The following is a 26,475-nucleotide window of genomic DNA, read 5'->3' as shown; positions in this document are numbered from 1 at the left end:
CGGTCACACCTCCCTTTGCAAGACATGTTTGATCATGTCGCCGATGTTGTTGAAGGAATAGATGGTGAAAATAACAAAGAGCCCTGGAAGGATCGCCATGTATGGTGCCCGCTGCAAGCTGTTTTGCGCGTTTTGCAACAGACTGCCCCACGAAGCCATCGGCTGCTGAATGCCTAATCCGAGGAAGCTCAACGCTGATTCGGTCATGATCGCTCCAGAAATACTTGCGGATGCCGCAACGATCAAGGTTGGCAGTACTGCTGGGAAAACATGCTTCACGATAATACTGAATGAAGAACGACCGATAAATTTCCCGTAAGCAACATACTCCCGTTCTTTCGCTGCTAACGTTTCACCACGAATCAAACGAGCGATGTTCATCCATGAAAACCCGCCGATCACAATAATGATCGTGGTTAGTCCAGGACGTAAAAAGACGCTCAAAACGATCACTAACACCAGCCAAGGAATCGATGACAACACATCGACGAGCCGCATCAGCAAGTTATCGATCCATCCGCCAAAGTAGCCAGAAACAAGACCGACAAGGGTCCCGATAAACGTCGCAGTGATCATTGCCAACACACCTACAAACAAGGACACCCGACCGCCGTAGACGACCCGAATAAAGTAATCCCGCCCCACTTCATCAGTCCCAAATAAATGAGACCAACTCGGTGGCTGTGACATGTTGCTGACATCCGTTGCATTGGGATCGATCGGGATCAAAGGTGCAACAAGCGACAAAATAATCAATAACGTCAAGAAAACGACAGAAAAAGTATAGATGGGCGAAGCAAGCATGACTTCACTGATTTTTTTGAAACGTTTCATTACTTGCTCCCTCCTTTACGGATACGTGGATCAACCACGGAATATAATACATCCGCTAACAAATTCCCTAAGATGACCAGTGTTGCTGACAGCAGCATGATCGCCATAATCACAGGATAATCGAGGCTTTTCGTTGCACTCATCAAGTAAGGTCCGACGCCTGGCCAGCCGTAGATCGTTTCTGTAATGATCGCACCGGTAACTAACATCGGTAACGCCAAGCCGATTTGGGTGACAACGGGAATCAAAATATTGCGACTAATGTGACGACTGAAGATCTGCCATTTGCTGGCGTGGAATGCCCGTTGCACCATCACGTAGTCTTCTGATACTTGCTGAGTCGCTGATGCCCGAATATACCTTGTCAAATCTGGGAAGAAGGCGACAGTCAATGTGATATAAGGCAAAATAAAGTGCTGCAGAAAATCGCCAAAATCCCCTTCTTTGCCGACTGTATACATGCCAATGATTGGGAACATATTCAATAAGTAACCAAATACATAAATCAAGATCATCGCAAACCAGAAGGTCGGCACGGCGATCCCTAGAGATGCCACAGCGTCAATGATCCGATCCCAAATCTTTCCTTTGTTGGCAGCGGCTAACAGACCTAAAATGATCGCCAGCAATAAAGCGGTCAAATAAGCAGGGATCACTAGCCGCATCGTATTCGGGATCCGAGTGGCAAGTTCCTGTGAAATGCTGCTTTGAGAAACCAACGAAAAGCCAAGATTACCAGTAAGAACATTTCTGATCCAAAGAAAATATTGAACCAAAAAGGGTTGATCCAAGCCATAGCGCTGCCGCAACAGATCGATTTGCTCTTGTGACATATTCGGTGTCGTGATGGAATCGATCACATCATACGGGGCGATATGTATTAGTGAAAATACGATAAAAGAGATCACAAATAGCAAAGGGATTGCTTGCAATACTCGTTTTGCAATATATCGAAACATAATTGACCTTCTTTCTTTTTCATAGAAAAAAGCTGTGATAAAAAAGATTCCTCTTTATCACAGCCAATGGATTTACTTGATTGTCAATTTAGACATATCTTCGAATGTATAGATTGGGATCAAGCCTGCATCTTCTACATTACCAATTCGGTTATTGACCGCTAAGATTTTCTTGTTGTCAACGATTGGGTAAATGATCGCTTCGTCAGCAATGGCTTTTTGCAGATCATCGTACAATGCTTCACGCTTGTCTGTGTCCAATTCAACTGCTGCTTGCGCAAACAAATTGTCAATGGTTTCGCTATTGCTTTGGAAGTAGTTGGCACTGCCGCCAGTTTCGAATAAACTGCCGTATAAGTCAGGGTCATTCCCCATGATATATCCGCCAAGGAACAGGTTGTATTTCGTTGAATCAGGTTTTTTCAACTCAGTGAAGATCGCAGTACCATCGCCCCCTTCAAGGGTAACTGTAATGCCTGCTTGTTGCAATTGTTGTTGGATCAACGTAGCTTGGATCGTTTGAGCTGGGTCAGTTGAGTTGAACGCCAAGTTCAATGACAAATCAGTCACACCTGCTTCTTGTAAAAGCTCTTTTGCTTTTTCAGCATTTGTTTCATATTTCTCGACATCTTCGGTAACGTATGGATTGTTGGGTGGTAAGAATGAATACGGTGTTGCATAATAGTCTTCATCTAAATACGCTGCTTGATTTAATTCATCTTTGTTCAAAGCATACAAGACTGCTTGACGGACCTTCACATCTTGTAATGCATCTGAATGAGTATTTAAGCCTAAGTATCCGATGCGGTTTTCTGTATAGGGATAAACAGAAATTTGCGTATCATCTAAGTCTTCGATATCTGAAGGCAAAACAACGGCTGCGTCAACTTCCCCTTTTTGCAAAGCAACTTTGGCCGTATCAGTACTTTCAATGATCCGCAAGGTCACGTTTTGAATCGAAGGCTTGCCGCCATAATAGTTTTCATTGGCTTCAAAAGTAAAGTACTCACCACGTTTGTATTCTTTCAATTGATATGGACCCGTACCAACTGGTTTTTCAGGCAGTTCACTGACCGAAAAGTCGCTAACATCTTTAAAGATGTGCTCTGGAATGATGTATGTTTCAGTTGCGATATTGCTGATTGCTGCTGCACTCGGTGTTGGCAACACAAATTTCACGGTGTATTCATCCACTTTTTCGATCGCGATCGGCTGGTCGTCGACCCAAAGCGAATCGGCATTGCCGTTTTCTTTTTTGACTTTTTGTTCATACGTGAAAACAACGTCATCGGCAGTAAAATCTTCGCCATCTGACCATTTGACATCTTGTTTCAAATGCACGGTCAATGAAAGGCCGTCTTCCGCCGGTTCCACTGATTCTGCTAACGCATTTTGTGTTGTTCCATCTGCTTCCACTGTAACGAGTGGAGAATAGATCATGTTTGTCACTGTCAAGCCCCAGCGATCACTGGTGTTGATCGGGTTGGTGGACGATGGGTCCCCACTGATGGCATAAGTGAATGTTGCATCATCGCCAGCACCAGCTGCACTGCTGCTTGCCGTTTCCTCTGTATTTGATCCACCGCAGGCTGCTAGAACTAATCCTAGTCCGACGACGGCAACACTTGCTAAACCTTTTTTCCAATTGATCATTTTTCCATCCTACTTCCTGTTCCTATATAATTATAGTAGATTTTTTGCTTTTTATTCCCAAACAGGGATACTTGATTTCTTGGTAACTTCGTCAATAATTGCTTTTACTTCATCGGTCTGATAATACGCTACGACCGTTTGGTACACATCATTTTCTGCTTCGTCTGCTCGCGCAGCAATGACATTATAATAGGGCGTGGAGGAGTCAGCCACAGGTTCTAAGAAAATCGCATCTTCTGTAGGAACCAAGCCAGCATCGACTGCCATGCCGTTGTTGATCAAAGAGATGTCGACATCGGTCATTGCCCGAGCCGTTTGATTGGAATCAAGCAGCTTAAATTTCAAGGCTTTGGGATTCTCAGTGACATCACTGGTTGTTGGCAGTAACCCTTTTGATTCATCCAAAGTGATCAAACCGGCCGTTTGTAAGAGTAGTAGTGCGCGGCTCTCATTTGACACATCATTGGGTAAAGCCACCGTGGCACCATCTGCCAATTCGCTGACATCAGTGATTTTATCGGAATAAATACCAAGTGGGTTTAATGTCGTATACGCAATCGTCGTGTTGGAATAACCACTTTCTTCGTTGACATTATCCATAAAAATTTCCGTCAATGCTGCGTGAAGATCGATTGACCCATCCTCTAGTGCGACGATTGGTTGGCGATAATCGGTGAACTTCACCAGTTGCAAGTCGATATTTTCGTTTTCCTTCAATTCTTCTTGCACATGTTCCCAGGCTTCATTTTGTTCGCCAACGACACCTAATTTAACGACGGTCGTTTCTTCATCCGCTTGGTTGGTGCCACAGGCAGCCAAGCTAAACAAGGCAAGCAGCCCAATCACTCCTGTCGTCAACACATTTACTACATTTCTTTTCATCCCTTTTTCCCCTTTTGTTCCCTCCTCAGATCAATCGTCCTATTTCCTTGTCGAATGGCCCAACTAGACCAATTTCCCCTCTGTTTCTCAAAACAACCTACTTTTTCAAAGGAGAAATGGTTAATCCCTGTTGCCGTCAACCGAAAACATCGGACTCACTATTCATATGTAGTGTAACTTTATCCTATACAACTAAAACTGTCAATAAAATTACTCTACAAAAGTAAGTTTTTCACTAGCTGATCTGTGGTTGGGTTATTTGAATATCTTCAGTGCATTTTCTAAGTCATCGATCAAATCTTTACTACTTTCGATCCCAATGGAAATCCGTAAAAGATCCGGCGTCAATCCATAAGATTCTCTTACCTCTTGAGGAATATCTGCGTGGGTCTGTGTCGTTGGATACGTGATGAGACTTTCCACACCACCCAGGCTTTCCGCAAAGGTAAAGACCTTTAATGCCGCTAAGAAGCCGCTGATTTTGGTTTCATCAAGCACCCGAATACTGATCATCGCCCCTGCATTTGGGTACAGCACCTCTTTGACCGCCGGATGGGCTCGTAAAAAGCGGCCAACTTCCTTGGCGTTGGCTTCCTGTCGTTCAAAGCGCAACGGCAGCGTCTTTAAACTTCGGATAAATAACCACGTATCAAAGCTGCTCAAGGTCGGGCCTGAAGTATTGGCTAAATAATTCAAGCGCTCCCCTACTTGCGCATCTTTGGCGATGACGACGCCAGCCAAAATATCATTGTGACCTGATAAGAACTTGGTGCCTGAATGGATCACTAGATCCGCGCCTTCTTCTAAGGGCAGCTGTCGTAATGGCGTCAAAAAGGTATTATCTACGATCAGTAGCGCCCCATGGTCGTGAGCAAGCTTGGCGGTTTCAGCAATATCCGTCACGGTCATCAAAGGATTCGTTGGGGTCTCTAAAAAGACAGCCGTTACCTCGTCAGTTAGTTTTTCACTTAATTCTGTTACAGTGCTGAAGGTATCGAAGAATGCCCGTTGGCTTTTTTCCAATTCCGCAAAGTAGCGAAAGCTACCGCCATACAAATCACGAGAAACCAAAAAGCGACTCCCGCTGGTAAATAAGTCAAAAATCAAAGCAATCGCACTCATGCCAGAGCTGGTCACTACTGCCCGAGCTCCTTTTTCTAATTCAGCAAGACCTGCTTCTAAGATATCACGGGTCGGGTTTTTGGTACGGGTATAATCATAGCCTGTACTTTGCCCTAACTCGGGATGAGCAAAGGTCGTGGAAAGATAGATCGGTGGGCTGATCGCCCCAGTTTGCTGATCCGAATGATTGCCTAATTGTGCCAGAAAAGTTGCTGTATCAATCGTCATGTCGTTCCTCCTTTTTGATTGCCTCGATCATGCGATCAAGGGCTTCTTGAATGATCGTCGGTGTTGTCGCAAGATTCAGACGAATCAAGCCCTGACCGTCTTGTGAAAACCATTCCCCATAGTCGACTGCCAGACCGGCAGTATCTTGGATCACGTGCTTGGTTCGTTCTTTGGCAATGACTTGCCGCAGATCGACCCAGAGAAGATAGGTTCCTTCTAATGGCAGGAGCTCAATTTTGGGAAATGCTTCTTGCAGTTGCTGGCGGACCATTTGTTCATTGGCAGCAATCACCAAAAGCAGGTCATCTAGCCATTGATCCCCCGATTCATACGCGGCTTTCGCAGCCACCAATCCCAAACGATTAACTTCCGTCTGCTTGTATTGTCGGCACCACGCCTGATAGGCTCTGCGCATCTCTAAATCAGGAATCCAAACATGAGAGAGCAATAATCCTGCTAAGTTGAAGGTTTTTGAGGGCGAATCCAGAACGATCAGCTTCTCAAAGCCGAACCCCTTTGCCACTGTCACGGCTGAAACAAATTGCTGCTCACCGAGTATCAGCTCACAATGGATCTCGTCGGCGATCACGACAACCTCATGTTTTTGGCAAATGGCCAATAACTGATGCAGTTCTTTCTCTTGCCAGACCCGCCCTACTGGATTGTGGGGGGAGCAGAGAATAAATAGTTTCACTTTTTCTTCAATGATTTTGCCTTCAAAAGCAGCAAAATCGATTTGATAAGAATTCCCCACCTTTTGTAAGGGTGCTTCTATCAAGCGCCTTTTCGTCTCTTTGATGCTGTCAAAAAAGGGATAATAGACGGGCGGCTGGATCAAGATGCCATCGTCTGGTTCTGTGAAACAATGAAGCAAATCAACCAAAGATTGGACGACCCCTGTGGAAAACGAGAGCCATTTTTCTTCGAATTTCGTCCCCCAGTGGCGATCTTGCCAAGCTTGATAGGCTAAAAAATAGCCTGAGGGGGGAATCGCATAGCCAAAGGTTCCTTGAACAACCAGTTGCTGCAAGGCTTCTTCCACTGCCTTTGGCGCAGCAAAATCCATGTCAGCTACCCATAAAGGCAAAAGCTTTTCTCCTTGGAACCGTTGATCCACAAGATCCCATTTTAAAGAATCAGTGCCTTTTCGCTGTCTAGCATAGTGGGAGAGAAAATGCTCAATCGTCATTGATACTCACCCGACCTTCTGGCTCACTGCCAATTCGGTAACCTTCTTTCGTCGGCGTGACGGACAGGTCATACGGTGTTCGCAAATAGGTTTCATTGATCCAATTGCTGAAAAACAAAGAGGCATGTCCCCGCCAACGGTTGGTAATTTTTCCGCCTAAACGGTCATAGGCAAAGTAATTTTTGGGCAATGCGGTAGCTAAGCCCCGTTCCATGTCTCGCAAGTACTCTTCATTCAAGGTCGTTGTGTGGTATTCAAAATGACCTAGCAAGAAGGCATTTTTATGATCTTCTGATACGAAGATGGAAGGCCCAGTTTCAACACCCGCTGCCAAGATTTCTAAAGGCGCCTGGGCGAGCTGGCCTTCATCGATGCCAGTATAGCGCGAATGGGGCGTATAAAAGACGTCGTCAAAACCGCGAACGAGCGGATGAAAATGCGTGACTGCTTGTTCGAAGACACCGAACAATTTGCTTGGGTACAACACTTTGTCGATACCATAATGGTAATAAAGACCAGCTTGTGCCCCCCAACAAATATGCAGGACTGAAGTGCAATTCGTCTGGCTCCAATCCATGATCTCTTGCAGTTCTTGCCAATAATCAATGGCTTCAAAGGCCATTTTTTCAACAGGGGCACCAGTGATGATCAAGCCGTCGAATCGTTGGGACTGGATCACTGAGAATTCTTGATAAAACTTTTCCATGTGATCGACAGACGTGTTTTTACTTTCGTGGTACTTCATTTTCAGTAAAGTTACTTCAATTTGCAGCGGACTTTGGGAAAGCAGGCGCAGCAATTGATTTTCTGTGGCGATCTTTTTCGGCATCAAATTGACGATTGCGATCTTCAAGGGACGAATCTCTTGTTTCGCCGCTTTATGCTGCAGTAAGGCAAAAACATTTTCTTTTTGCAGGACCGCTGCAGCGGGTAGTTCTTTGGGAATAATGATCGGCATTGCTTCAACTCCTTACAGTTAAATTTCTTGTTGAAGAAAAGGCGAATAGTTTCAGCTGTGAAAAAACAAAAAAAGCCGCCCTTTTATCCTTACGGATAAAAGGGACGACTTGATGCGCGTTACCACCCTAATTCGTGCTATTCTCACAAATAACACCTCAACAGTACACTATGATACTTGGCGCTGTAACGGGCGCATGCCGTTTTGCTGGCGTGAACCAACAAAAAAACTCAGAGTTCATCTTCACTGATCACCGCATGTCTCCTTTTTCACCAACCGGAGTCTCTGTACCTTTGTTGATCTGCTACTCTTCTCTTCAACGTTATCGATTTCTTTGTTTAATTTTAAAAAATTATAATTGTTTTTTCATTTACTGTCAACGGCAAGTTAGGGGTTTTTCTTAGATTTCTTCTAAATATAAGTATTGCTGACCCATTTTTTCATAGATCGCTGCTAAGTCTTCTTTGCTGACTTCACGATCCTTATGCCCATAAGGGTCGTTGACATACATCGTATCACCATCGATGCCAGTGATCACCACCGAATGGACCAATGCCGTCACAAGGATTTCGCCATTTTGGGTATTCCATTGAAAGAAATCCGCATCGGTAGGTACTTGTAATTCTAACGTCGCAATCATCCAAACTGGTTTCCCAGATTGTAGTACTTTGACGATCTCATCAAAGCTTTTGTCTCGTCCACTAACGACTTCGTATTGCTCTTTTACAATCCTTTCGGCGACATCGGTGATCGGTTCTACGTCAACCCCCATCGCACTATCGCCGCCATAGATGTTTCCAACAAAGCCTTCTCGTGGATCTCCATGGTGATAATAATCCTCATAAAGCGGAACATACGCTAATTCTTCCGCCAATTGATTTTTATTGGTATCAAATCCGTAAAAATTCAAGAGCATCGATAAAGCCGTTACCTCACAGCCGTTCCCTAACGCCACTTCATCGAATTGATTTTCTAACGGAACATCCAATTGAATAACCTCACTGTATTCAGGCTCTGGTGTTTGTTCTTCATCCGAAAGTGCTAGTGTCAATTCATCCTCTATCTTTTCAAAGGGGGACTGCCCGTTCTTACTGTCATAAAAAATCAGCAGAAAGAAGAGCATCAAGACGAACATACCTAAAAGTAACCGTTTTAACTTTTTCTTCTTCATCTACTTCCTCCTCTTGTATATTATAACTTATTTCTGTTTATTATTTCACTATAATAAACTTTTTAGGAAGGAGTATTTTCTTAATCTAAACACAAAAAAATAGACCCGTTTAGGCAGCGGGTCTATTCAAACTGGCGCTTATGCCGCTTTCTTCTGTTTCTGAATAAAGCGTCCTTTTGCTTTTGAAAACGAACGAATATCAAATTGTTTGCTTAAGGCACCTGCAACAAAATAAGCCAAATTGAAATCGATCAAGCTATGGATCAAACCGCCGATCCCCATCAAAACGAACAAGAAATAGTAGAAATTACCATCGAATGCGGTCCCTGGTACATTTCCTGTGAAGTAAAAGGCGGCAACGACTGCCATTTCTACGGCAGAATGGATCAGTCCGATAATCAAGTTAAAGCTCTGAAATTTGATATTCAATAAAGAGGGTTTGCCATTTTTCAGCAAAATATCTGGGTGCTTCTGTAAATAAAAGGCACCGATGACGGCAAAAACAACATGGGACAATGCCCGTAAAGCAATGATTGGTGGCAGTGTTAAGAAAAAGCCAAAGGTCGTTCCTAAAGCTACCGCGATCGCCATCGCAGGTGAAAAGAACATCGCCACAAAGACGGGCACATGGCTAGCTAAGGTAAAAGATGCTGGTCCGATGACGATTTTGGGCATTACCATGGGAATGACGATCCCCATGCCGATCAACAATGCAGCGATCGTTAAATGGCGAATGGAATGATTTTTCATTTATACTCTCTCCTTCAATGTGTCATGACAGTTCTGTCTTGCTTATTCTACTGGTATTTCCACGAGGTGTCAAGACACACACAAAAAAAAAAAAAAAAACGAATGTTTATTCAACATCCGTTTATATTGAAGTTATCCTTTACGCGCTTGCATTTCATTGCTTAATTTGGCAAATTCCGCTAACGACAGCGTTTCTCCACGTCGTTTCGGATCGATCCCACTTGCTTCTAAGCTGTCTGCCAACCACTGTTTGGTTGTTTCATCTTTTCCATAGCTATTTTGCAAATTGTTCCAAAGGGTTTTACGACGCAGCTGAAAGGCTGCTTTCGTTAATTTGAAAAACTCTTTTTCATCGGTGACTGCGACTGCTGGTTGTGATCGACGCGTCAATTTCAAAATAGCCGAATCAACATTCGGTTGGGGCACAAAAACGGTTTTCGGGACGATGAATGCCAGTTTTGCTTCCATGTAGTATTGTACAGCGATCGACAACGAACCATAGGCTTTAGTCCCGGGAACTGCTGAGATTCGATCTGCCACTTCTTTTTGCATCATCACGACCATTTCATCTACTTTTACCTGAGACTCTAAAAAGTGCATCATAATTGGCGTAGTGATGTAGTAGGGTAAATTTGCGACAACTTTTAATGAAGCAGCCGTATCGCTGAATGCTGACTGAATGGTCGTTGCCAGATCTGCTTGCAAGACATCTTGATGAATGATTTTCACATTTTGATATGGCTGCATTGTGTCGGCTAAAACTGGAATCAACCGATCATCAATTTCAAACGCCAACACTTGCTTGGCATGTTTTGCCAACTGTTCGGTCAGCGCACCGATTCCAGGACCAACCTCAATGACGTTTGTCGTCTCGTCGATGCCTGCAGTTTCTACGATTTTCCGTAAAATATTCGGTTCTGTTAAGAAGTTTTGCCCTAAACTTTTTTTAAAGGTAAAGCCATGTTTTGCTAAAATCTCTTTGGTTCTTGAGGGGGTTGCTATATCCCGTTCTTCCTTCACAATTCTTCCTCCACTATTTTCATTGCTTCTGCCAACTCTGCATCGGTGATACGAAACATTGCCAGCCGCTTCTCTAATTGTTTGCCGTTCGTATAGCCGATGCGTAAAAGATCCCCCAACCGCTCTCGTTTCTCTTTCGCTCCAGCCCCTGCGATCAAGCCATACGCTAACAACTGTTGCCGATCAATGGTCCCTTCACTGACTTCATTTGAAGCAATCGGGGTTACGACTTTTCGCAAGGCTTCTTTCAACGCTTCATGGCTGGCGTGTTCCACGCCTAAACTGCCCTTGCTTTTCGGTGCTGCCTGGCTGCGCGGTAAAAAGGCATGCTTGGCATCAGGAACGACTTCCATAATGATTTTGCGGATCTTTTCTCCCGAAAAATCGGGATCGGTAAACACGATAACCCCTCGTGTCTCTTGGGCGTGCTCGATTTGATCAAGGATCGTGTCATCGATCGCCGAACCGATCGTCTCGATGGTATCTACATCGAACACTTCTTGCAATCGGCGGGTGTCGTCTTTGCCTTCGACGACAATGATTTCTTCGATTTTCGGTTTATTAGTCATTGATCCTAAACAAGCGATGGGCATTTTTTGTCGTGTAGGCCGCAACATCAGCCACCGCTTCTTGCCGCAGCTCCGCGATTTTATCCACTACATAATGAGTATAGCCCGGTTCATTGCGCTTGCCACGATAAGGAACAGGGGCTAAATACGGCGCGTCAGTCTCAACGAGCAGCCGATCTTGTGGCACGACTTGCGCAGCTTCTTGTACCTCCGTCGCCTTTTTGAAGGTCACGACACCACTAAAGGAAATATACATTCCTAGGTCCAAGAACTTTTTCGCCCATTCGCCTTCCCCACTAAAGCTGTGCATGATGCCGCCGATCGTTTGGACTTTTTCATCCTTTAAAATCGCATAGGTATCTTCTAAGGCTTCACGGGTATGAATACTGATGGGCAGCTGATGTTCACGGGCGATCGCCATTTGCCGACGAAAGACCTTTTCTTGAACTTCCTTCGGATCTTCCATCCAGTGATAGTCTAAACCGATTTCACCTAGGGCAACGACTTTTGGTCGTTCCAAGCGCTCTTGCAAATAGGTTTCCACTTGTGGGGTATAAGAACCAGCTTCGGTTGGATGCCAACCGATAATACTGTAAATGCCAGGATATTCTTTGCTTAATGCTAACGATTTTTCAATCGTTGGTTGATCGAAACCGACGACCGCCATCTCCGTTACTCCTAGTTCTTGCGCACGGGCGACCGTTTCGGGAATGTCTTCGTTAAACTGTTCTGCATTCAAATGTGTATGAGAATCAAAAATCATGAAATCTCCTCCTTAGTCCTTCTATACTCTAGCATATTTTTACGGTTTAAGAAACGAATCCTCTTCGCTTTTTTCAGCAGTTTAAGAAAACTTTCAGCAAGCAAAAAAAATCCGCCCAAAGTTGGAGGACGCCGAAGCTGATTTTCTCTATACTGAGGGTAACGAAATCGTATGGAGGTGGAAATATGGAACGATCAAAAATTGATCCCGGCCGCTTTTTTTCTGGCCAAAAAGCAGCAACGAAAGGCACATTAAAACATCAATATCATTACTATCGGCAGCAAAATGCCCATCAAGCATTCAACAGCGATTTTCAGCGAAATTTCCAGCATGATTTCCCGAATTTTGCTACCTGGCTAAAATTGCAGCAACAGACACCACAAAAGAATCAAACAGCGACTTTTTCTCACTGGTTATTGGTTGGTTTCTTCGGACTTTTGACAGCAGCAAGTTTTTCGCAACAGCTCTTATTCCTACTTTTTGTCTTTGTCTTAGCCGCTCTCGTCAAAGGACCTGGCATGATCGTATGGGGCATCGTGTATTCCTTCTTAGTTAGTCTGTTCCCGCCATTGGGTATCGTTCTTTCTGGCTTATTTTTCTTACTGACCCTGCGTCAATTAACCAAAAACGTCACTTTCGTTTTGACTGCATTGTACTTTTACGGCTATCCCTTTGTCATCACAGCCCTCCAACACTTTACGAATTGGGACCCGCAATGGCTGTGGGTCGGCAGTATCGGTTTTGCCTTGATCAGTGGCCATTTTGTCTTAAAGCAAAACTATCCCTTTGCTTCAAGTAAAAGTCTCGCATGGGCGATCATCTCCGTCCCTTATGATTGTGTCATGGCTTTGATCCCCGTCAAACACAAAGCACGCTTTAAACGTTTGGTGAAAATCAAATAATTGCGTTCTAGGATACAAAAGTCGGCTATTACAGCCCCTTTTGTATCTTTTTTTCATGGAAGAAACAAACGAAATACGATGGATATTTTTTGTTATTTTTGCTTTCGCATGATTGCTTTTTTTGTAAGAATCTACTATGCTAGAAACTAGCAAATCAAAAAAGGAGCCACGCCATGTACACCCTCATTCTTATTGCATTCCTCCTTACGGGCTTGCTAGTTTACTCCTTTATTATTGAACCGCATCTTCTCAAACAACGGCACTACCTCATAAAAAAAGACAAGCGCACCGTCTTAGATATTTCAAAGGCTTACGATCTTTATCAAGCAGAAAGCAATCTCGTGATCGCCCATATCAGCGACCTTCATTTTTCTCGTTGGTACAAACCACGGCGAATGAATCGTATCATTCGATCAACGATCCAAAACAAGCCGGATCTGATCATCATCACGGGGGATCTGATCGATAATTATAAAAAATGGCCGCATCGTTCAACCAAGCGACTGATCGAAAAGCTGAAAAAATTGCAAGCGCCTCTGGGTAAGATCGCAGTTATGGGGAACCATGACCATTTGAATGACGGGCATTACTTTGTTAAGGAAATATACCAGCATGCAGGGTTTACCTTACTTGATAATGAGTCGGTTTTTGGTTCTGATGACAAGACGTCGATGAATATTGTCGGTATCGATATAGAAAGTCCGAAAGTCAGTTTTACCTATGAAGCAACCTTAGCAGAGTGGCAGCTGCTTTTGCTCCATGAACCCGATTATGTTTCTCGGATCACCAATCTGCCAAACTACGACTTGATTCTTTCTGGCCATAGCCATGGCGGGCAGATTCGCTTGCCTTTTTATTATGCGAAAACAAAGGGCGCGTTGAAATATACCGATGGGCTCTACCTTTTAGGCAATGAGACCTTATTAAGTGTTTCCAGCGGGGTTGGTATGACCAAGATTCCCGCCCGACTCGGTGTCCCACCTGAGATCCTTTATTACCATTTAGAACCGCAACAGCAATTGAACGTTTCTTAACTGTTCATCGGTGCAATTGGGAAAAAATCAGCGACTCGTTTCAGCAAACGTTCGATTCGCTGATTTTCTTTTTGCGCCTACCGTGTTAAAACATACTAAATAAACACTTTTCAACAATTAGGAGGAACCAAAAAATGCTCATCTCGGGAACGCTTTGGTTTTTGATCGCCTTCTTCGCTTATACAGCCTATGTATACGGTCAGGGGTTGTACTTTCCTGTCATCGCTTTTCTTGCTGCTTTGATGGGCTGCGGATTTTATCTCTTTGCTTTTCTCCAGCACAAAAATACGACGAAAAAACATCCTTAGCCAGAACGAGCTAAGGATGTTTTTTGCATTATTGATTCAAGCCTTGATAAATCGTATCGAGATTCCACTTCATCATGTTATAGTAGCTGTCGCCTTCTTCTCCCGGCTCTGCAATCGAATCGGTAAAGACGGTTCCGAATATCGGAATACCTGCATCACGAGAAACACTTTGCATCGGACGAGTATTGACGCTGCTTTCGACAAATAAGGAAGCGACGGCTGAGTTTTGCAGCTGATCCACTAAGTTCTTGATTTGCGCAGGGGTTCCTTCTTCTTCGGTATTGATTTCCCAAATATAGGCAGACGGTACACCGTAGGCTTTGGAGAAGTATTTGAAGGCTCCCTCACTGGTGACGATCAATTTCTTCTCTTCGGGAATCGATTGGAAGTTTTCCTTCGCTTGCTGATCCAGTTCTTCTAATGAAGCCAAGTAGCGTTCAAGGTTTTCTTCATAGAAAGAGCGATTGTCAGGGTCCTTTTCGCTCAAGCGTTGAGCAATGTTGCGGGCATAGATCATACCGTTTTCTAGATTTAACCAGGCATGAGGATCGGCTTTGCTGTGGTCTTCATCATCAGAAAGATAAAGCACATCCACGCCATCACTGACGGCAAAGTAATCTTCATTTTCTACCTTATTGGCATTGTTCATCAATTTAGTAAACCAGCCATTGCCGCCAGTTTCTAGATTCAAGCCGTTATAAAGGATAAGATCGGCATCGGTCGCTTTTCGAACATCTTCCACTAAAGGTTCATATTCATGGGGATCACGCCCCACTGGTACGATACTGTGAAGATCGATTCGATCACCGGCAATGTTTTCCGTAATATCAGCAATGATCGAATTGGTCGCTACTACTGAAAGTTTCCCTTCTGTTTGGGCCATCTGTCCGTTTTGCTGTGCCAAAAAGAAGCCACCAGCTACAGCTGCCGTTGCTAAAACCGCCGTCGCTGACCAGCGTTTGACTGGACTGGTCTTTTGTTTTGGTGAGAACAAGAAACCGATCACGAAAAAGGCTCCTGCGGTCAAAACGATACTTGATCCTGCGGCAATATTAAAACTGTACCCGATAAACAAGCCGATAAATGAGGCGAAACCACCTAAAACCCCTGCGATGACCATCATATGCTTCAATTGTTTTGTATAAAGATAAGCCGTTGCTGCTGGAGTGACTAACAGAGCCACGATCAAGATCGTTCCGACGCTTTGCATCGCTGTCACTGAAACCAAAGTCAACAAGAACATCAATAAATAGTGATAGGCTTGCACTTTCATCCCAAAGGCCTTTGCCATCATCGGATCAAAAGACGTGATCAACAGTGGACGGAAGAAGAGGATGATCACTGCCAGCACAAGGATAGCGATAGCGATCGTCAGCCATTTGTCGCTGTCTTGCACCGCTAGCACATTCCCAAACAAAATGTGAAACAAATCAGTCGAACTATTTGCTACTCCAATCAAGATAACCCCTAAAGCTAGAAACGAACTAAAGGTGATACCGATCGCCGTATCGCTTTTGATCAGGCTGTTATTGGCGATATAGGTAATGATCATGGAAGCCAAGATCCCAAAGAAGATCGCCCCGACAAAAAAATGAACGCCGAAGATATAAGACAAGGCTACCCCTGGTAAGACCGCATGAGAGATTGCATCCCCCATCAAGGACATCCCTCGTAAGATAATAAAACAACCGATCACCCCTGCCACAATCCCGATCGCGACTGCCGTGATCAAGGCATTTTGCAAGAAATGATAGTTACTTAAACTCGTAAAAAAGCTTGTCAACATGTTAAACGCCTCCTTTCACGATGATCGCATCGCCAAATGTTTGCTTCAAATTGCTTTCGGTAAAGACTTCACTGACTGGTCCCGCAGCGATCAGGGTTTGATTGAGCAGAACCAAGTAATCAAAGTATTCGGTGATTTTCCCCAGATCATGGTGAACGATAAAAATCGTCTTGCCAGCATCTCTCAAGTTACGCAACAGGCCGACGATGATCGCTTCACTGGTGGCATCGATCCCTACAAAGGGCTCATCGAGGAAAATATAGTTGGCATCTTGCACCAACGTTCGAGCAATCAAGACCCGCTGAAACTGCCCGCCGGACAATTCCCCAATCTGACGTTCCGCAAAGGATTCCATTTCTACCGCTGCCAGAGCGGCTGTCACTTTCTGCCAATCGTTTGCCGACATCCTTTGGAACATGCGCATCTTAGGATACAAGCCTAAAGATACGACTTCTTTGACTGTGATCGGAAACGTGTAATCAACCGCGGTCTTTTGTTCGACATAGGCAATTTCCTTTTGAAAGTCTTTTAACGCTTTTTTGTCGACACTCATGTTCCCACTGGAAGGGATCAATTTCAACGCCGCTTTGATCAGCGTCGACTTCCCTGCCCCATTTGGACCAATGATCCCTACGATCGACGGTTTTTCTACTTGAAACGACAAATCCGAGATCACTTGATGATCGCCATCATAGGCTGCGGATATTTCTGAAAAAGTAATCATTATTTTCACTCCATTTCCATAGTTAAGGATAGTTTATTTATTTTTTAGGTAGACCTAACTTATTTTTATTATACTAGAAAGGATTTGTTTTGCAAGACAGTTCTCTTGATTTTTTTAAGAAACACCGCAGTTTCTTGGCAATGACTCTTGAAAACTAAGATTCTATCTTTATTTATTGAGTAAAAGTTGGTGCCCACAAACACGGATGCCATCAATTTCTTTCTATATTTTGAGCGCAAAGCATTTGATTTATTCTTAATAAAAGAGATCATTCCTCGGCACCTCAGTGACGTACGTTTTTTCAATAACAGAAGAGAGGCGAATCAAAGCCTCTTCGCTTTCTCCCTTCATGATTAATACCAAACAAATCAAAGAATCAATAATTCTTCTATTTCCATAAATTCACGAATTCACTCTTTTTTATGATGACCAAGAAACCCTTTCACCTCGACTAAAACGCTTTATAAATTAAACTTTTCTAATTATTATGTGATTTTTCGAACAAAAGCTAAAAATAACACGACAACTATGTTAGTCTTTGATTTGGAAAAAGTTTTAGGAGGAATAAAAACAATGAAGAAAATTTTCCAAACACTATTAGTCCTAACCTCGTTAGCAACTTTGAGTGCTTGTGGCGCTGATTCACAAACAAGCAGCAGCTCAAGTACTGGTTCATCTGCTAATGAAGAAACAGATGCAACTTCTGCTGCATCTGGTCAAGAATACACAGACCCTAGCGAACTTGCAGACAGCTACGATGTCGTGATCGTCGGTGCGGGTGGCGCTGGAATGGCCGCTGCGATCCAAGCAAAAGAAGCTGGCGCAAACCCAGTTATTTTAGAAAAAATGCCAATTTCTGGTGGAAATACATTGAAATCTTCAGCAGGAATGAACGCTTCAGAAACCAAATTCCAAGAAGCAGAAGGCATCGAAGATTCAAACGATCTATTTTATGAAGAAACATTAGCTGGCGGTCACAACACCAATGATGAAGAATTGTTGCGCTACTTTGTGGATCATTCAGCAGAAGCGATCGATTGGTTAGATTCCATGGGTATCACTTTAGACAACTTAACAACGACTGGCGGGATGAGTGAAAAAAGAACGCACCGTCCATCTGATGGTTCTGCTGTTGGGGAATACTTAGTTGATGGCTTGATGCGCAACATCCATGAATTGGAAATCCCAATTTTTGTGAATGCCGATGTCAAAGAAATCAATGAAGAAGATGGCCAAGTCAACGGGGTGACGGTTGAAGTGGAAGGAACCGAACAAACCATTGATGCCAAAGCAGTTGTCGTTACAACAGGCGGTTTCGGTGCCAATTTCGACATGATCACCGAATACAAACCAGAATTGGCAGACTACGTGACAACGAACCAAGAGGGTTCAACTGGTGATGGGATCAAAATGATCGAAGCATTAGGTGGACAAACGGTTGATTTAGAGCAAATCCAAATCCACCCAACAGTGGATCAGTCTAAATCACTGTTGATCACTGAAGCTGTCCGTGGAGAAGGCGCGATCTTGGTCAATCAAGAAGGCGAACGGTTCTTCAATGAAATGGAAACACGAGACAAAGTCTCTGAAGCGATCATTGCCCTACCTGAAAAATCAGCAACGTTAGTTTTTGATGCAGGTGTCAAAGAACGCGTGACAGCCATTGATTTTTACGAGCAACAAGGGTTAGTCAAATCCGCTGACACGATCGAAGAATTAGCAAAAGAATTGGACATGCCAGAAGCAGCGCTTGCTGACACGATCGCTACGTGGAACAGCAGTGTGGCTGCTGGTGAAGACGAAGCCTTTGGACGCAGCACAGCAATGGACAACGATTTGTCAACAGGACCTTACTATGCCATTGCCATCGCTCCTGGTATCCACCACACGATGGGCGGCGTGAAGATCAACACCAACACAGAAGTGATCGCTACGGATAACGAGATCATTCCAGGTCTTTTTGCAGCCGGTGAAGTAACTGGTGGGTTGCATGGTGAAAACCGAATTGGCGGAAATGCCGTTGCCGATATCATCATCTTCGGACGCCAAGCAGGAACAAAAGCTGCCGAATTTGCGCAAGAAAATTAAAACACTCTCTATAAAAAAGAAGTACTTACGTTTTTTTCATCAACGTAAGTACTTCTTTTTTCATATAATTGACACAATAGTTTTTATTGTTCTGGTGCTGTCACTTTGATAATCTGCACCTCATAAGGCGCCAACTGAAGCTTTTGGTTTGTCGTTTTTCCAGTAAGCAAATCGATTCCTGAAGTTGCTACCTCTACTTCTTGATTTTCTTCGGAAAAATTCATCACAAAATAATAGGTGGTCGGAGCGAGCTGCTCTTGCTGACTTTCTCTACTTTGGATCGACACGTTCGTTGAACCTTGACGGACCCACTCATTTTGTATGCGAAGCTGTTGTGTTACTTCTTGATAGAAGTCTTCCAAAAAGGCTTGATCCGTCCGTCCCCCAAGATAGTAGGCACTTCCTTCACCATAATCATTTACGGTCACTGCAGCTTGACCTTGATAAAAATCAGCACCGTAGACCCCTAACGTTTGGGCAGTGTTTGTTTGAACAACACTACAATAATCATGAACTTGGTACTGCTGCTCCTTCATTAAAAGCAAATTTTTTTGTTTCGGATATAACGTATCGATTTCTTTCACAGACACACCAAACAGTTCTTCTAACTCTTGGGGCCAGCCCCCTAAATAGGTCAAGTCCGTTTCATTCACGATCCCCGTCAAATAAGTGGAAACCAGCGTCCCGCCATTTTTCGTATACTGTTGAAACTTTTTCATAGTTTCTTTTGGTAAAAGGTAAAGCATCGGAGCGATGATCAATTGGTAAGCATCAAAGTCATGGTCTTTCGTGATGACATCAACCGCGATGTCATGATCCCAAAAATAGCGATAATGCTCTTGCAACGTTTGTGGGTAGCGTTTGCTCTCCAAACCAAAACCTTGCGCATCATTGAGCGCCCAATTGTTATCCCAATCATAGATGATCGCCACTTTGGCTTTTTTGTGCAATCCTTTGATTTCTTTGATTTCTTCTAAGGCTTTTCCCACTTCTGCTACATCTTGAAAAACACGATTCTGTTCGTCGTTGTCATGGTCCACGACGGCCCCATGGAACTTCTCAGATGAGCCTCGAGATTTTCGCCATTGGAAATAAAGATTACTATCTGAACCGTGAGCAATAAATTGCATAGAAGACAACAGATGCATCCCGGGGCGTTTCGTGCGATTGACTGGATGCCAATTCACACCACTAGGGGTTGATTCCATGATCAAAAAGGGTTGCTTTTTCAAGCTACGGTACTGATCATTGATAAACCCAACCTTACTTGCCAAATCAGCGGTCGTTCCCCAATCATTGTGCCAAGCAGGATAACAATCCCAACTAATGACATCTACATGCTGGGCAAATTTTCCATAGTCAAGGCTATAAAAGGGAATCAAATCTCGGGTATCTGCCATGAAATTCGTTGTGATCGGTACATCTGGAGACAAACGACGAATGTCTTTGATCTCATGTTCATAGAAATCAATGGTCTGATCGGTCACAAAACGATGCCAGTCTAGATTTAGTCCATGAACTTGCATTTCGCCGATCGGTGAAGGAGATTCGATTTGCGACCAATCGGTGATTGTATGGCTCCAGAAAGGTCCCCACCAGGCCTCATTCAAGGCTGCTAATGTTTGGTACTTCTGCTTGACCCACTGACGAAAGTTTTCTTGGCAAATGGGACAATGACAATCGCCAGAATACTCATTGGAAATATGCCACATCAATAGTGCTGGGTGATCGTGGTAGCGTTCAGCTAATTTCCGATTGATGATCGCCACTTTCTCACGATAGATCGGTGAAAAAAAGCAGTGATTGTGACGCCCGCCGTGTAACATTTTTTCCCGTTTTTCATTGGTCCGTAGAACTTCAGGGTATGCTTTAGACAACCAGGCAGGACGCGCGCCGCTTGGCGTCGCTAAAATGACGTTGCTGTTTCGTTCGGCGAGCTCATCCATGATTTTGTCTAACCATTCAAATTCAAACACCCCTTCTGCTGGCTCTAAGGCACTCCAAGCAAAAATACCAAGGGAAAATGTATTAGCATGAGCTTTTTCCATTAGTTCTAAATCTTTGGCTAAGATCTCGGGATAATTTAGCCACTGGTCAGGATTATAATCCCCACCATGTAAAAAGCGTTCTTCTAAGTTATATCTTGTCATCTTCTCTTCCTATCCTTTTGTGCCACCAGCGGTCAAACCGGAGACAAAATGTTTTTGTAATGCAATAAAGACGAGTGCGATCGGAATACTGATCAAAATAGCCCCTGCCGCAAAAGTCGTATAGCTGGCTCCCATTTTATCCGTGACTAATTTGTATAACCCGATGGGTAATGTATAGTACTCAGGATTACGTAAAATCACAGAAGACAGGGCAAAGTCTCCAAGTGGTCCAGTAAAGCCATTCATGGCAACGACTGCCAGCATTGGTCGTGATAAAGGAATCAAAATTTGCCAGAATATTCGCGTATTGCTTGCGCCATCTATCTTGGCACTCTCGTCTAAATCTAACGGGATCGAGTCAAAATACCCTTTCAATAAGTACGTGTTCATGGGAATCTGGCCCCCAACGTAAATCAAGATCAGCAACCAATGGCTATTGATCAAGCCGAGCATTTGCGCCAATACAAAAATTGCGATCAAGGCAGAGAACTGCGGGATCATTTGTAGGAGTAAGAACAGCATCAACCCATTTTTACGGCCTGTAAAACGAAATCGTGAAAAGGAATACGCCGTCATGGAGACAAAAATCAGTGACAAGAACATGGTGCATACACTGATTTTTAATGAATTCAAATACCATTGACTATAATAAAGCGAGTTGTCGCCAGCAAACAATTTCGTGTAGTGACTTAATGTCGGACTCGTCGGAATCAAACTCGTACTTACTAAACTGTTCCCAGGATTAAAACTAGCACCGATCGTCCAAAGTAAAGGGTAGACGATCACCACTACCGTAAAAATCAGTACGAGATACGTCAAGGATAGGCGGACAAATTTTTGTTTCTTCATACTTGCTGCCTTCATGTTATCCAACCTCCTTGAATGAATTTGTTCGGCGGAATTGCCATAAAGCAATCGCGATCACGACGATCGATAAGAGAATCGTCAACGCTGCTGCCAGTGCATATTGACTATTTTGCATCGTGAGCTTATAGATCCACGAAACCAAAATATCGGTACCACCAGCGGTCGAACCAGGAACTGCTGGTCCACCAGAATTAAACAGATAAATGATATTGAAATTGTTGAAGTTAAACGTATATTGCGTAATCAAAATCGGTGCCATTGCATAAAGCAATAATGGCAATGTGATTCGGCGGAATTTTTGTAAAGCTGAAGCACCATCGATGGTCGCAGCCTCATACAAATCATCAGGAATGGATTGCAGCGTCCCTGTAGTCACGATAAAAATATACGGGAAGCCTAGCCAGCCTTGAATCAGTAGCAAAGCTAAGCGGGTCCAATTCGCACTCGTTAGCCAAGGAATCGGTGAAATCTGGAAGAAATTCAAAATCGAATGATTGATCGCACCAAAGGAATCATTGAACATTCCTGAAAACACCAAGATCGTAACAAATCCCGGAACTGCCCATGGGAGGATCAAAATCGTTCGAAAGAACTTTTTGAGTCGTAATTCTTTTTGATGCACCAGCACCGCTAAAAATATTCCGATTGAAACTTGTAACGTTGAGGCGATCAAGGTCCAGATAACTGTCCAGCCCAGAACATTGAAGAAGGTACTACGCCAAATATCGACAGTAAAAATCTTCTTAAAGGTCTCTAATCCCACCCAATCTGCTAAATTGGCAGGTGCAGAATGATACAGATCATAGTTCGTAAAAGCTAACGCGATACTAAAGAGAATCGGAAAAATAACAGAAAACACGAGTAAGAAAAATGCTGGGCTACTCATTAAATAAGGATAGCCTTCTCTTAATAGTGCCTGGTAGCTTTCACGGATAGAGTTGACTGGTAGCTCATTGTCTCTTAATTCACCGTTTTTATAGGCATCACGGATGTTTAAATAATAGAACAACAGACCAAAACCGATGACGATCAAGGCAACTAATCCTTCTGCTAATAAAAAGATGGAATTGTCTCTCGGCACTTCCACGCCTAATGTCACGATGCCCCAAAGTCCCATATTAAATAAATCTTTAAAGACGACAAGATACATAGTAAAAAAGAAGAAAAATAAAGCGCCTTTGATTTTTTGCCGATTATAAAATTGACCGAATCCTGGTATTATCGAGAATAGCATTGCTCGTTTTGCATACGACTGCCTGTTTTTCACATTTTCGCCCCCTGTAAGAAAAAGCCGCTGACAAACGTTTCGTTCGGCCTTACTTGATTCCTAATGATGAATGACCATCCGAAACGTTTGTCCTTGAGACGACTTTCTAGTTTTGAATTGCCGCAATGGCTGATTTGATCTGTTCGACTGCTTGTGGTAAAGCTGTTTTCGGTTCAGCCTTTCCAGTAGCAATGGTTTGCAATGCGGCATCCATTGGTTCCCATACTGAATTCATTTCAGTGATCCCAGGCGTTAGTTCTGCGTGTTGGGACTGAGCGGCAATGGCTGCAGCACTTTCACTTTCTTGAACTGCTGGATCATCTGCTAATGAAGCAACCGCTGGTACTTCCTGTGTTTTTTCATAACGAACTTTTGAATTTTCCTCATTGCTGATAAATTTGACGAATGCTTCAGCTAATTCAGGATTTTGGGAATAGCTACTTACGTTGTAGCTTTTGACACCGATAAAGGAGCCCATATGTTCACCATTGCCTAATAATGGCAATTCTTTCACACCATAGTCGATGCCCGCTTCTTTATAAGGAGACAAGTTCCATGGTCCCGAGATGACAGCGGCAGCTTTTCCTTCCGTAAATAAAGAGTCCAACACATTGATTCCTTGTTCACCGACCAATCCCGATGGAAAAACACCTGCATCATAAAATTGTTGGATATAGTCTGCTCCTTCGATCGCGCCTTCATTAGCTAATCCAATATCTTCAGGGTCATAGGATCCATCGGCATTCTCGCCAAAAACATAACCGCCATAACCGCTCAATACACCTTGTGCGTAATAAATTTGATCCCATAATGCCAGTAACCCATAACTGTCAGCACCTAAAACAGACTTGGAATACTCCAGCCACTCATCCGTTGTCTGTGGCAAGTCTTCTTCGGAAATTAGTTCTTTGTTATAATACAAAATTTGTGTTTCAACCGCTTTTGGTAAGCCGTAGACTTTGCCGTCAACGATTTGCGATTGCATTGCTGATTCTGTATACAGCTCTTGTAGCGTTTGATCGACTGTTAATTCTTTCAACAAACCTTCGGTAACGGCTGTACCGATTTGATCGCCAGGAATCGTGATGACATCCGCACCTGTACCAGCGGGTCCATCCAATCGTAAATCTTCGATCTGTCCACCATAGGCTTTTTCGACCACTTTGATCGTCACATCGTGTTCTTCTTCAAATTGTTTGACTGCCTCTTCAATCCCAGCTGATTTTGCTTGGTCCTCCCAGACCAATAGATCATAGTCCTTATTGCTGCCACTATTTGCTGCAGTACTATCTGTCCCTTCACTTTGTGGACCGCAAGCACCTAATCCTAAAGCTGCTACACTTAAAAAAAGAACTCGAGACATTTTTTTCATCATCATTTCTCCACCTTTTCTTTATTTTGCAAACGCTATCTTCTCGTTTATAATAAATTATTTTACTTAATATGTAAATAGTTTTACTAAATTAATTTCTCCAACGGAGTAAATAAACGGATAAAATCAAGGTTTATCTCACAAATAATTTTTCAAAATACCTCCACGCTCTAAACTTTCACTATTGAGTAAATATATTTAGTAAATTCATTTACTTGGTAAAGTTGTTAGCGTATACTAGAAGAAAGAGGTGAAGAAGATTGGTTACAATAAAAAAAATTGCCGAGCAATCAGGCTTTTCACAAGCGACTGTTTCCCGATTATTGAAAGGCGACGAATCGTTGTCGATCGCAGCCGATACGCGTCAAAAAATTATTCATACCGCTTTATCACTAGGTTATGATCGCTCAAAAATAAAAACAACACTAGAAAAAATCGCCGTCCTTTTCTGGCTGACAGAACAAGAAGAGCTGCAAGATGTCTATTTTCGACAATTGCGTATCTCTTTAGAAAAATATGCGAAAATCAACAATTTGGAAATTCAACTGATCACCCATGAAGATGATGTTTTAGAAACACTGCAAGAAGTCGCCGGATTTATTGGGATTGGCTCTTTCACTGAGAAAGAAACGCAGCAGTTCAAATCCGTTTGCCCCTATGGCGTCCTTTTGGAAATCAACCCCTGTCCAGAGCTGTTCGATACGGTCAAACCTGATACTGATCGAATGACGCAACTGGCGATCGATCTATTTTTAACAAAAGGATACCGAAAGATCGGCTTTATTGGTGGTGCTTATCTAAATCCTGATACCCAACGTGCAGAAATGGATAGTCGCGAGGTCATCTTCCGTCAAACGCTGGCTCGTCGAGATGCGCTCGATGAGGCGTTCTTATTTAGTGGTGGCAATTTTTCCGTTGAAACCGGCTATCGTTTGGCGAAAAAAATGGTGGAATCCCTTGGTGACAATTTGCCAGAGGCGCTCTTTGTGGCTTCTGACACCATCGCAGTTGGTGTGCTCCAAGCGTTAAATGAACGATCCATCATCATTCCTGATCGCTTGGAATTAATCAGTATCAACGACAATGAGATCGCAAAATTTGTGGCTCCCCCTCTAACAACGTTTAAAATTGATGTGGAGGAAATCGCCAAAACCGCGATCGATTTATTGGTGGATCAGATCGTTCATCCTCGAGCGATCACCAAAACAGTCCTTTTAGGTGCTGAACTCATCGAACGAAAAAGCTTTACGCAAGCATAAAAAACGCCCCTAGAAAGTTAGAAAAAGCTAACTTTCTAAGGGCGTTTCATTGTCTAAATCGAAAAAAGCATTCTTACGTTTTTCACATCTCTTTCGCCACAGCATACACAAGATGCGGCATGTCCACTTGCCGATAGTGTTTGACAAAGCGATCCACCAGCTTCATTCCATTGCGCAATGCCACATTTATGGAGGCTTGATTGGTCTCACGAATGATCGAATAAACAATGGCGGCATTCAGCGTTGCAAACGCATAGTCTTTACAAGCCTGGGCGGCTTCTGTGGCAAACCCATGATGCCAGAAGTTCTTTTGAAACAAGTACCCAATTTCTAAAACGGCTTCTCCCTTGACGTCTTGCCATGTCAACCCGCATTGACCGATCGCTTGCCCTGATGCTTTCTCAATCACTAGCCACAAGCCAATGTGATCGTTTTGATAGCGTTGCAGCTGTTTGTCGATCCAACCAGTGACTTCTTGCTCACTGAAGGGTCCTTCATAGGCAATCATAACTTCTGGATCTTGCAAAATCTTTTCAATCGCTGGTCGATCGTCATGACTCATTTCTCGCAGCACTAATCGCTTAGTTTCAATTAGTGGTTCCATGGTGGTTGCGCTCCTT

General features: G+C 43.5%; 24 protein-coding genes. 5 read left to right on the top strand and 19 right to left on the bottom strand.

What is annotated here, in order from left to right; genetic code table 11:
* Positions 1 to 3: 3 nt before the first annotated feature.
* The 12 genes from IGI96_RS13140 to IGI96_RS13085 all read right to left on the bottom strand — a co-directional run bounded on the left by IGI96_RS13140 (position 4) and on the right by IGI96_RS13085 (position 12,098).
* Positions 4 to 834 carry an ABC transporter permease gene (locus IGI96_RS13140; protein WP_005234832.1) on the bottom strand — a complete coding sequence of 277 codons (831 nt, stop codon included), beginning with the start codon at positions 832 to 834 and terminating at the stop codon, positions 4 to 6.
* Positions 834 to 1,793: an ABC transporter permease gene (locus IGI96_RS13135; RefSeq protein ID WP_002307597.1), complete on the bottom strand. Its 960-nt coding sequence runs from the start codon at positions 1,791 to 1,793 to the stop codon at positions 834 to 836. The genes IGI96_RS13140 and IGI96_RS13135 overlap by 1 nt, the downstream gene beginning before the upstream one ends.
* A gap of 72 nt (positions 1,794 to 1,865) precedes the next feature.
* Complete coding sequence (locus tag IGI96_RS13130) at positions 1,866 to 3,446, bottom strand: ABC transporter substrate-binding protein (protein ID WP_375838487.1); 1,581 nt, start codon at positions 3,444 to 3,446, stop codon at positions 1,866 to 1,868.
* Positions 3,447 to 3,497: 51 nt separating this feature from the next.
* A complete protein-coding gene (locus IGI96_RS13125) occupies positions 3,498 to 4,328 on the bottom strand; it encodes a MetQ/NlpA family ABC transporter substrate-binding protein (RefSeq protein ID WP_375838488.1) in 831 nt (276 codons plus the stop codon).
* A 255-nt stretch (positions 4,329 to 4,583) separates the two neighbouring features.
* Positions 4,584 to 5,678 carry an aminotransferase class I/II-fold pyridoxal phosphate-dependent enzyme gene (locus IGI96_RS13120; RefSeq protein ID WP_016608218.1) on the bottom strand — a complete coding sequence of 365 codons (1,095 nt, stop codon included), beginning with the start codon at positions 5,676 to 5,678 and terminating at the stop codon, positions 4,584 to 4,586.
* Positions 5,668 to 6,867 carry a MalY/PatB family protein gene (locus IGI96_RS13115; protein ID WP_375838489.1) on the bottom strand — a complete coding sequence of 400 codons (1,200 nt, stop codon included), beginning with the start codon at positions 6,865 to 6,867 and terminating at the stop codon, positions 5,668 to 5,670. Before IGI96_RS13115 ends, IGI96_RS13120 begins: the two co-directional genes overlap by 11 nt.
* Positions 6,857 to 7,825: a homoserine O-succinyltransferase gene (locus IGI96_RS13110; RefSeq protein ID WP_010747802.1), complete on the bottom strand. Its 969-nt coding sequence runs from the start codon at positions 7,823 to 7,825 to the stop codon at positions 6,857 to 6,859. Before IGI96_RS13110 ends, IGI96_RS13115 begins: the two co-directional genes overlap by 11 nt.
* Before the next feature lie 400 nt (positions 7,826 to 8,225).
* On the bottom strand, positions 8,226 to 8,996 hold the full coding sequence (locus IGI96_RS13105; RefSeq protein ID WP_128431814.1) for a C39 family peptidase: 771 nt from the start codon (positions 8,994 to 8,996) through the stop codon (positions 8,226 to 8,228).
* Positions 8,997 to 9,134: 138 nt separating this feature from the next.
* Entirely contained in the window at positions 9,135 to 9,746 is a 612-nt protein-coding gene (locus IGI96_RS13100) for a hypothetical protein (protein ID WP_005225537.1), read from the bottom strand.
* 132 nt (positions 9,747 to 9,878) lie between these two features.
* The gene (rsmA, locus tag IGI96_RS13095) at positions 9,879 to 10,766 is read right to left on the bottom strand and encodes a 16S rRNA (adenine(1518)-N(6)/adenine(1519)-N(6))-dimethyltransferase RsmA (RefSeq protein WP_005225536.1); all 888 of its coding nucleotides are present in this window, start codon (positions 10,764 to 10,766) and stop codon (positions 9,879 to 9,881) included.
* Positions 10,763 to 11,335 carry a ribonuclease M5 gene (rnmV, locus tag IGI96_RS13090; RefSeq protein WP_118214878.1) on the bottom strand — a complete coding sequence of 191 codons (573 nt, stop codon included), beginning with the start codon at positions 11,333 to 11,335 and terminating at the stop codon, positions 10,763 to 10,765. Before rnmV ends, rsmA begins: the two co-directional genes overlap by 4 nt.
* Positions 11,328 to 12,098, bottom strand: a complete 771-nt coding sequence (locus IGI96_RS13085) for a TatD family hydrolase (RefSeq protein WP_375838490.1) — start codon at positions 12,096 to 12,098, stop codon at positions 11,328 to 11,330. Before IGI96_RS13085 ends, rnmV begins: the two co-directional genes overlap by 8 nt.
* Positions 12,099 to 12,283: 185 nt before the next feature.
* On the opposite strand from IGI96_RS13085, the gene IGI96_RS13080 reads away from it, so the two are divergent.
* From IGI96_RS13080 to IGI96_RS13070, 3 genes are all read left to right on the top strand, one after another.
* Positions 12,284 to 13,000, top strand: a complete 717-nt coding sequence (locus IGI96_RS13080; protein WP_015509323.1) for a hypothetical protein — start codon at positions 12,284 to 12,286, stop codon at positions 12,998 to 13,000.
* Positions 13,001 to 13,173: 173 nt separating this feature from the next.
* Positions 13,174 to 14,034 carry a metallophosphoesterase gene (locus IGI96_RS13075; RefSeq protein ID WP_015509322.1) on the top strand — a complete coding sequence of 287 codons (861 nt, stop codon included), beginning with the start codon at positions 13,174 to 13,176 and terminating at the stop codon, positions 14,032 to 14,034.
* A gap of 134 nt (positions 14,035 to 14,168) precedes the next feature.
* Positions 14,169 to 14,342, top strand: coding sequence for a hypothetical protein (locus IGI96_RS13070; RefSeq protein ID WP_010747796.1), 174 nt, complete (start codon positions 14,169 to 14,171; stop codon positions 14,340 to 14,342).
* 28 nt (positions 14,343 to 14,370) lie between these two features.
* Here the strand turns inward: IGI96_RS13070 and IGI96_RS13065 are convergent, their stop codons facing one another.
* On the bottom strand, positions 14,371 to 16,128 hold the full coding sequence (locus tag IGI96_RS13065; protein ID WP_005225531.1) for a metal ABC transporter permease subunit: 1,758 nt from the start codon (positions 16,126 to 16,128) through the stop codon (positions 14,371 to 14,373).
* 1 nt (position 16,129) lies between these two features.
* Complete coding sequence (locus tag IGI96_RS13060) at positions 16,130 to 16,852, bottom strand: metal ABC transporter ATP-binding protein (protein WP_060791832.1); 723 nt, start codon at positions 16,850 to 16,852, stop codon at positions 16,130 to 16,132.
* A 573-nt stretch (positions 16,853 to 17,425) separates the two neighbouring features.
* On the opposite strand from IGI96_RS13060, the gene IGI96_RS13055 reads away from it, so the two are divergent.
* A complete protein-coding gene (locus tag IGI96_RS13055; protein WP_034857667.1) occupies positions 17,426 to 18,940 on the top strand; it encodes a flavocytochrome c in 1,515 nt (504 codons plus the stop codon).
* 83 nt (positions 18,941 to 19,023) lie between these two features.
* Here IGI96_RS13055 and IGI96_RS13050 read toward each other — a convergent pair whose 3' ends face one another.
* The 4 genes from IGI96_RS13050 to IGI96_RS13035 all read right to left on the bottom strand — a co-directional run bounded on the left by IGI96_RS13050 (position 19,024) and on the right by IGI96_RS13035 (position 24,602).
* Positions 19,024 to 21,090 (bottom strand): beta-galactosidase, encoded by a 2,067-nt coding sequence (locus tag IGI96_RS13050; RefSeq protein WP_438785191.1) that lies wholly within the window; start codon positions 21,088 to 21,090, stop codon positions 19,024 to 19,026.
* A gap of 9 nt (positions 21,091 to 21,099) precedes the next feature.
* Entirely contained in the window at positions 21,100 to 21,954 is an 855-nt protein-coding gene (locus IGI96_RS13045) for a sugar ABC transporter permease (RefSeq protein WP_010747791.1), read from the bottom strand.
* Between the two features lies 1 nt (position 21,955).
* On the bottom strand, positions 21,956 to 23,191 hold the full coding sequence (locus IGI96_RS13040; RefSeq protein WP_375838548.1) for a carbohydrate ABC transporter permease: 1,236 nt from the start codon (positions 23,189 to 23,191) through the stop codon (positions 21,956 to 21,958).
* 139 nt (positions 23,192 to 23,330) lie between these two features.
* Positions 23,331 to 24,602: an extracellular solute-binding protein gene (locus IGI96_RS13035; RefSeq protein WP_016608234.1), complete on the bottom strand. Its 1,272-nt coding sequence runs from the start codon at positions 24,600 to 24,602 to the stop codon at positions 23,331 to 23,333.
* Between the two features lie 254 nt (positions 24,603 to 24,856).
* On the opposite strand from IGI96_RS13035, the gene IGI96_RS13030 reads away from it, so the two are divergent.
* The gene (locus IGI96_RS13030) at positions 24,857 to 25,855 is read left to right on the top strand and encodes a LacI family DNA-binding transcriptional regulator (protein WP_081116594.1); all 999 of its coding nucleotides are present in this window, start codon (positions 24,857 to 24,859) and stop codon (positions 25,853 to 25,855) included.
* 82 nt (positions 25,856 to 25,937) lie between these two features.
* Here the strand turns inward: IGI96_RS13030 and IGI96_RS13025 are convergent, their stop codons facing one another.
* Positions 25,938 to 26,459 carry a GNAT family N-acetyltransferase gene (locus IGI96_RS13025; RefSeq protein ID WP_034857670.1) on the bottom strand — a complete coding sequence of 174 codons (522 nt, stop codon included), beginning with the start codon at positions 26,457 to 26,459 and terminating at the stop codon, positions 25,938 to 25,940.
* Positions 26,460 to 26,475 lie beyond the last annotated feature (16 nt).

Source organism: Enterococcus sp. DIV0421 (assembly GCF_051713745.1).
Taxonomy (GTDB): domain Bacteria; phylum Bacillota; class Bacilli; order Lactobacillales; family Enterococcaceae; genus Enterococcus_D; species Enterococcus_D casseliflavus.
Note: the sequence above shows the minus strand (reverse complement) of the source record. Positions and strands in the feature narration are given on the sequence as shown.

Coding starts and splice junctions, on each gene's coding strand:
- IGI96_RS13105 (WP_128431814.1), bottom strand. CDS start 8,996: ATGAAGAAGAAAAAGTTAAAACGGTTACTTTTAGGTATGTTCGTCTTG.
- IGI96_RS13135 (WP_002307597.1), bottom strand. CDS start 1,793: ATGTTTCGATATATTGCAAAACGAGTATTGCAAGCAATCCCTTTGCTA.
- IGI96_RS13070 (WP_010747796.1), top strand. CDS start 14,169: ATGCTCATCTCGGGAACGCTTTGGTTTTTGATCGCCTTCTTCGCTTAT.
- IGI96_RS13130 (WP_375838487.1), bottom strand. CDS start 3,446: ATGATCAATTGGAAAAAAGGTTTAGCAAGTGTTGCCGTCGTCGGACTA.
- IGI96_RS13085 (WP_375838490.1), bottom strand. CDS start 12,098: ATGATTTTTGATTCTCATACACATTTGAATGCAGAACAGTTTAACGAA.
- IGI96_RS13065 (WP_005225531.1), bottom strand. CDS start 16,128: ATGTTGACAAGCTTTTTTACGAGTTTAAGTAACTATCATTTCTTGCAA.
- IGI96_RS13100 (WP_005225537.1), bottom strand. CDS start 9,746: ATGAAAAATCATTCCATTCGCCATTTAACGATCGCTGCATTGTTGATC.
- IGI96_RS13120 (WP_016608218.1), bottom strand. CDS start 5,678: ATGACGATTGATACAGCAACTTTTCTGGCACAATTAGGCAATCATTCG.
- IGI96_RS13140 (WP_005234832.1), bottom strand. CDS start 834: ATGAAACGTTTCAAAAAAATCAGTGAAGTCATGCTTGCTTCGCCCATC.
- IGI96_RS13045 (WP_010747791.1), bottom strand. CDS start 21,954: ATGAAGGCAGCAAGTATGAAGAAACAAAAATTTGTCCGCCTATCCTTG.
- IGI96_RS13025 (WP_034857670.1), bottom strand. CDS start 26,459: ATGGAACCACTAATTGAAACTAAGCGATTAGTGCTGCGAGAAATGAGT.
- IGI96_RS13050 (WP_438785191.1), bottom strand. CDS start 21,090: ATGACAAGATATAACTTAGAAGAACGCTTTTTACATGGTGGGGATTAT.
- IGI96_RS13125 (WP_375838488.1), bottom strand. CDS start 4,328: ATGAAAAGAAATGTAGTAAATGTGTTGACGACAGGAGTGATTGGGCTG.
- IGI96_RS13115 (WP_375838489.1), bottom strand. CDS start 6,867: ATGACGATTGAGCATTTTCTCTCCCACTATGCTAGACAGCGAAAAGGC.
- IGI96_RS13035 (WP_016608234.1), bottom strand. CDS start 24,602: ATGATGATGAAAAAAATGTCTCGAGTTCTTTTTTTAAGTGTAGCAGCT.
- IGI96_RS13060 (WP_060791832.1), bottom strand. CDS start 16,852: ATGATTACTTTTTCAGAAATATCCGCAGCCTATGATGGCGATCATCAA.
- IGI96_RS13075 (WP_015509322.1), top strand. CDS start 13,174: ATGTACACCCTCATTCTTATTGCATTCCTCCTTACGGGCTTGCTAGTT.
- IGI96_RS13055 (WP_034857667.1), top strand. CDS start 17,426: ATGAAGAAAATTTTCCAAACACTATTAGTCCTAACCTCGTTAGCAACT.
- IGI96_RS13040 (WP_375838548.1), bottom strand. CDS start 23,191: ATGCTATTCTCGATAATACCAGGATTCGGTCAATTTTATAATCGGCAA.
- IGI96_RS13080 (WP_015509323.1), top strand. CDS start 12,284: ATGGAACGATCAAAAATTGATCCCGGCCGCTTTTTTTCTGGCCAAAAA.
- IGI96_RS13110 (WP_010747802.1), bottom strand. CDS start 7,825: ATGCCGATCATTATTCCCAAAGAACTACCCGCTGCAGCGGTCCTGCAA.
- rnmV (WP_118214878.1), bottom strand. CDS start 11,335: ATGACTAATAAACCGAAAATCGAAGAAATCATTGTCGTCGAAGGCAAA.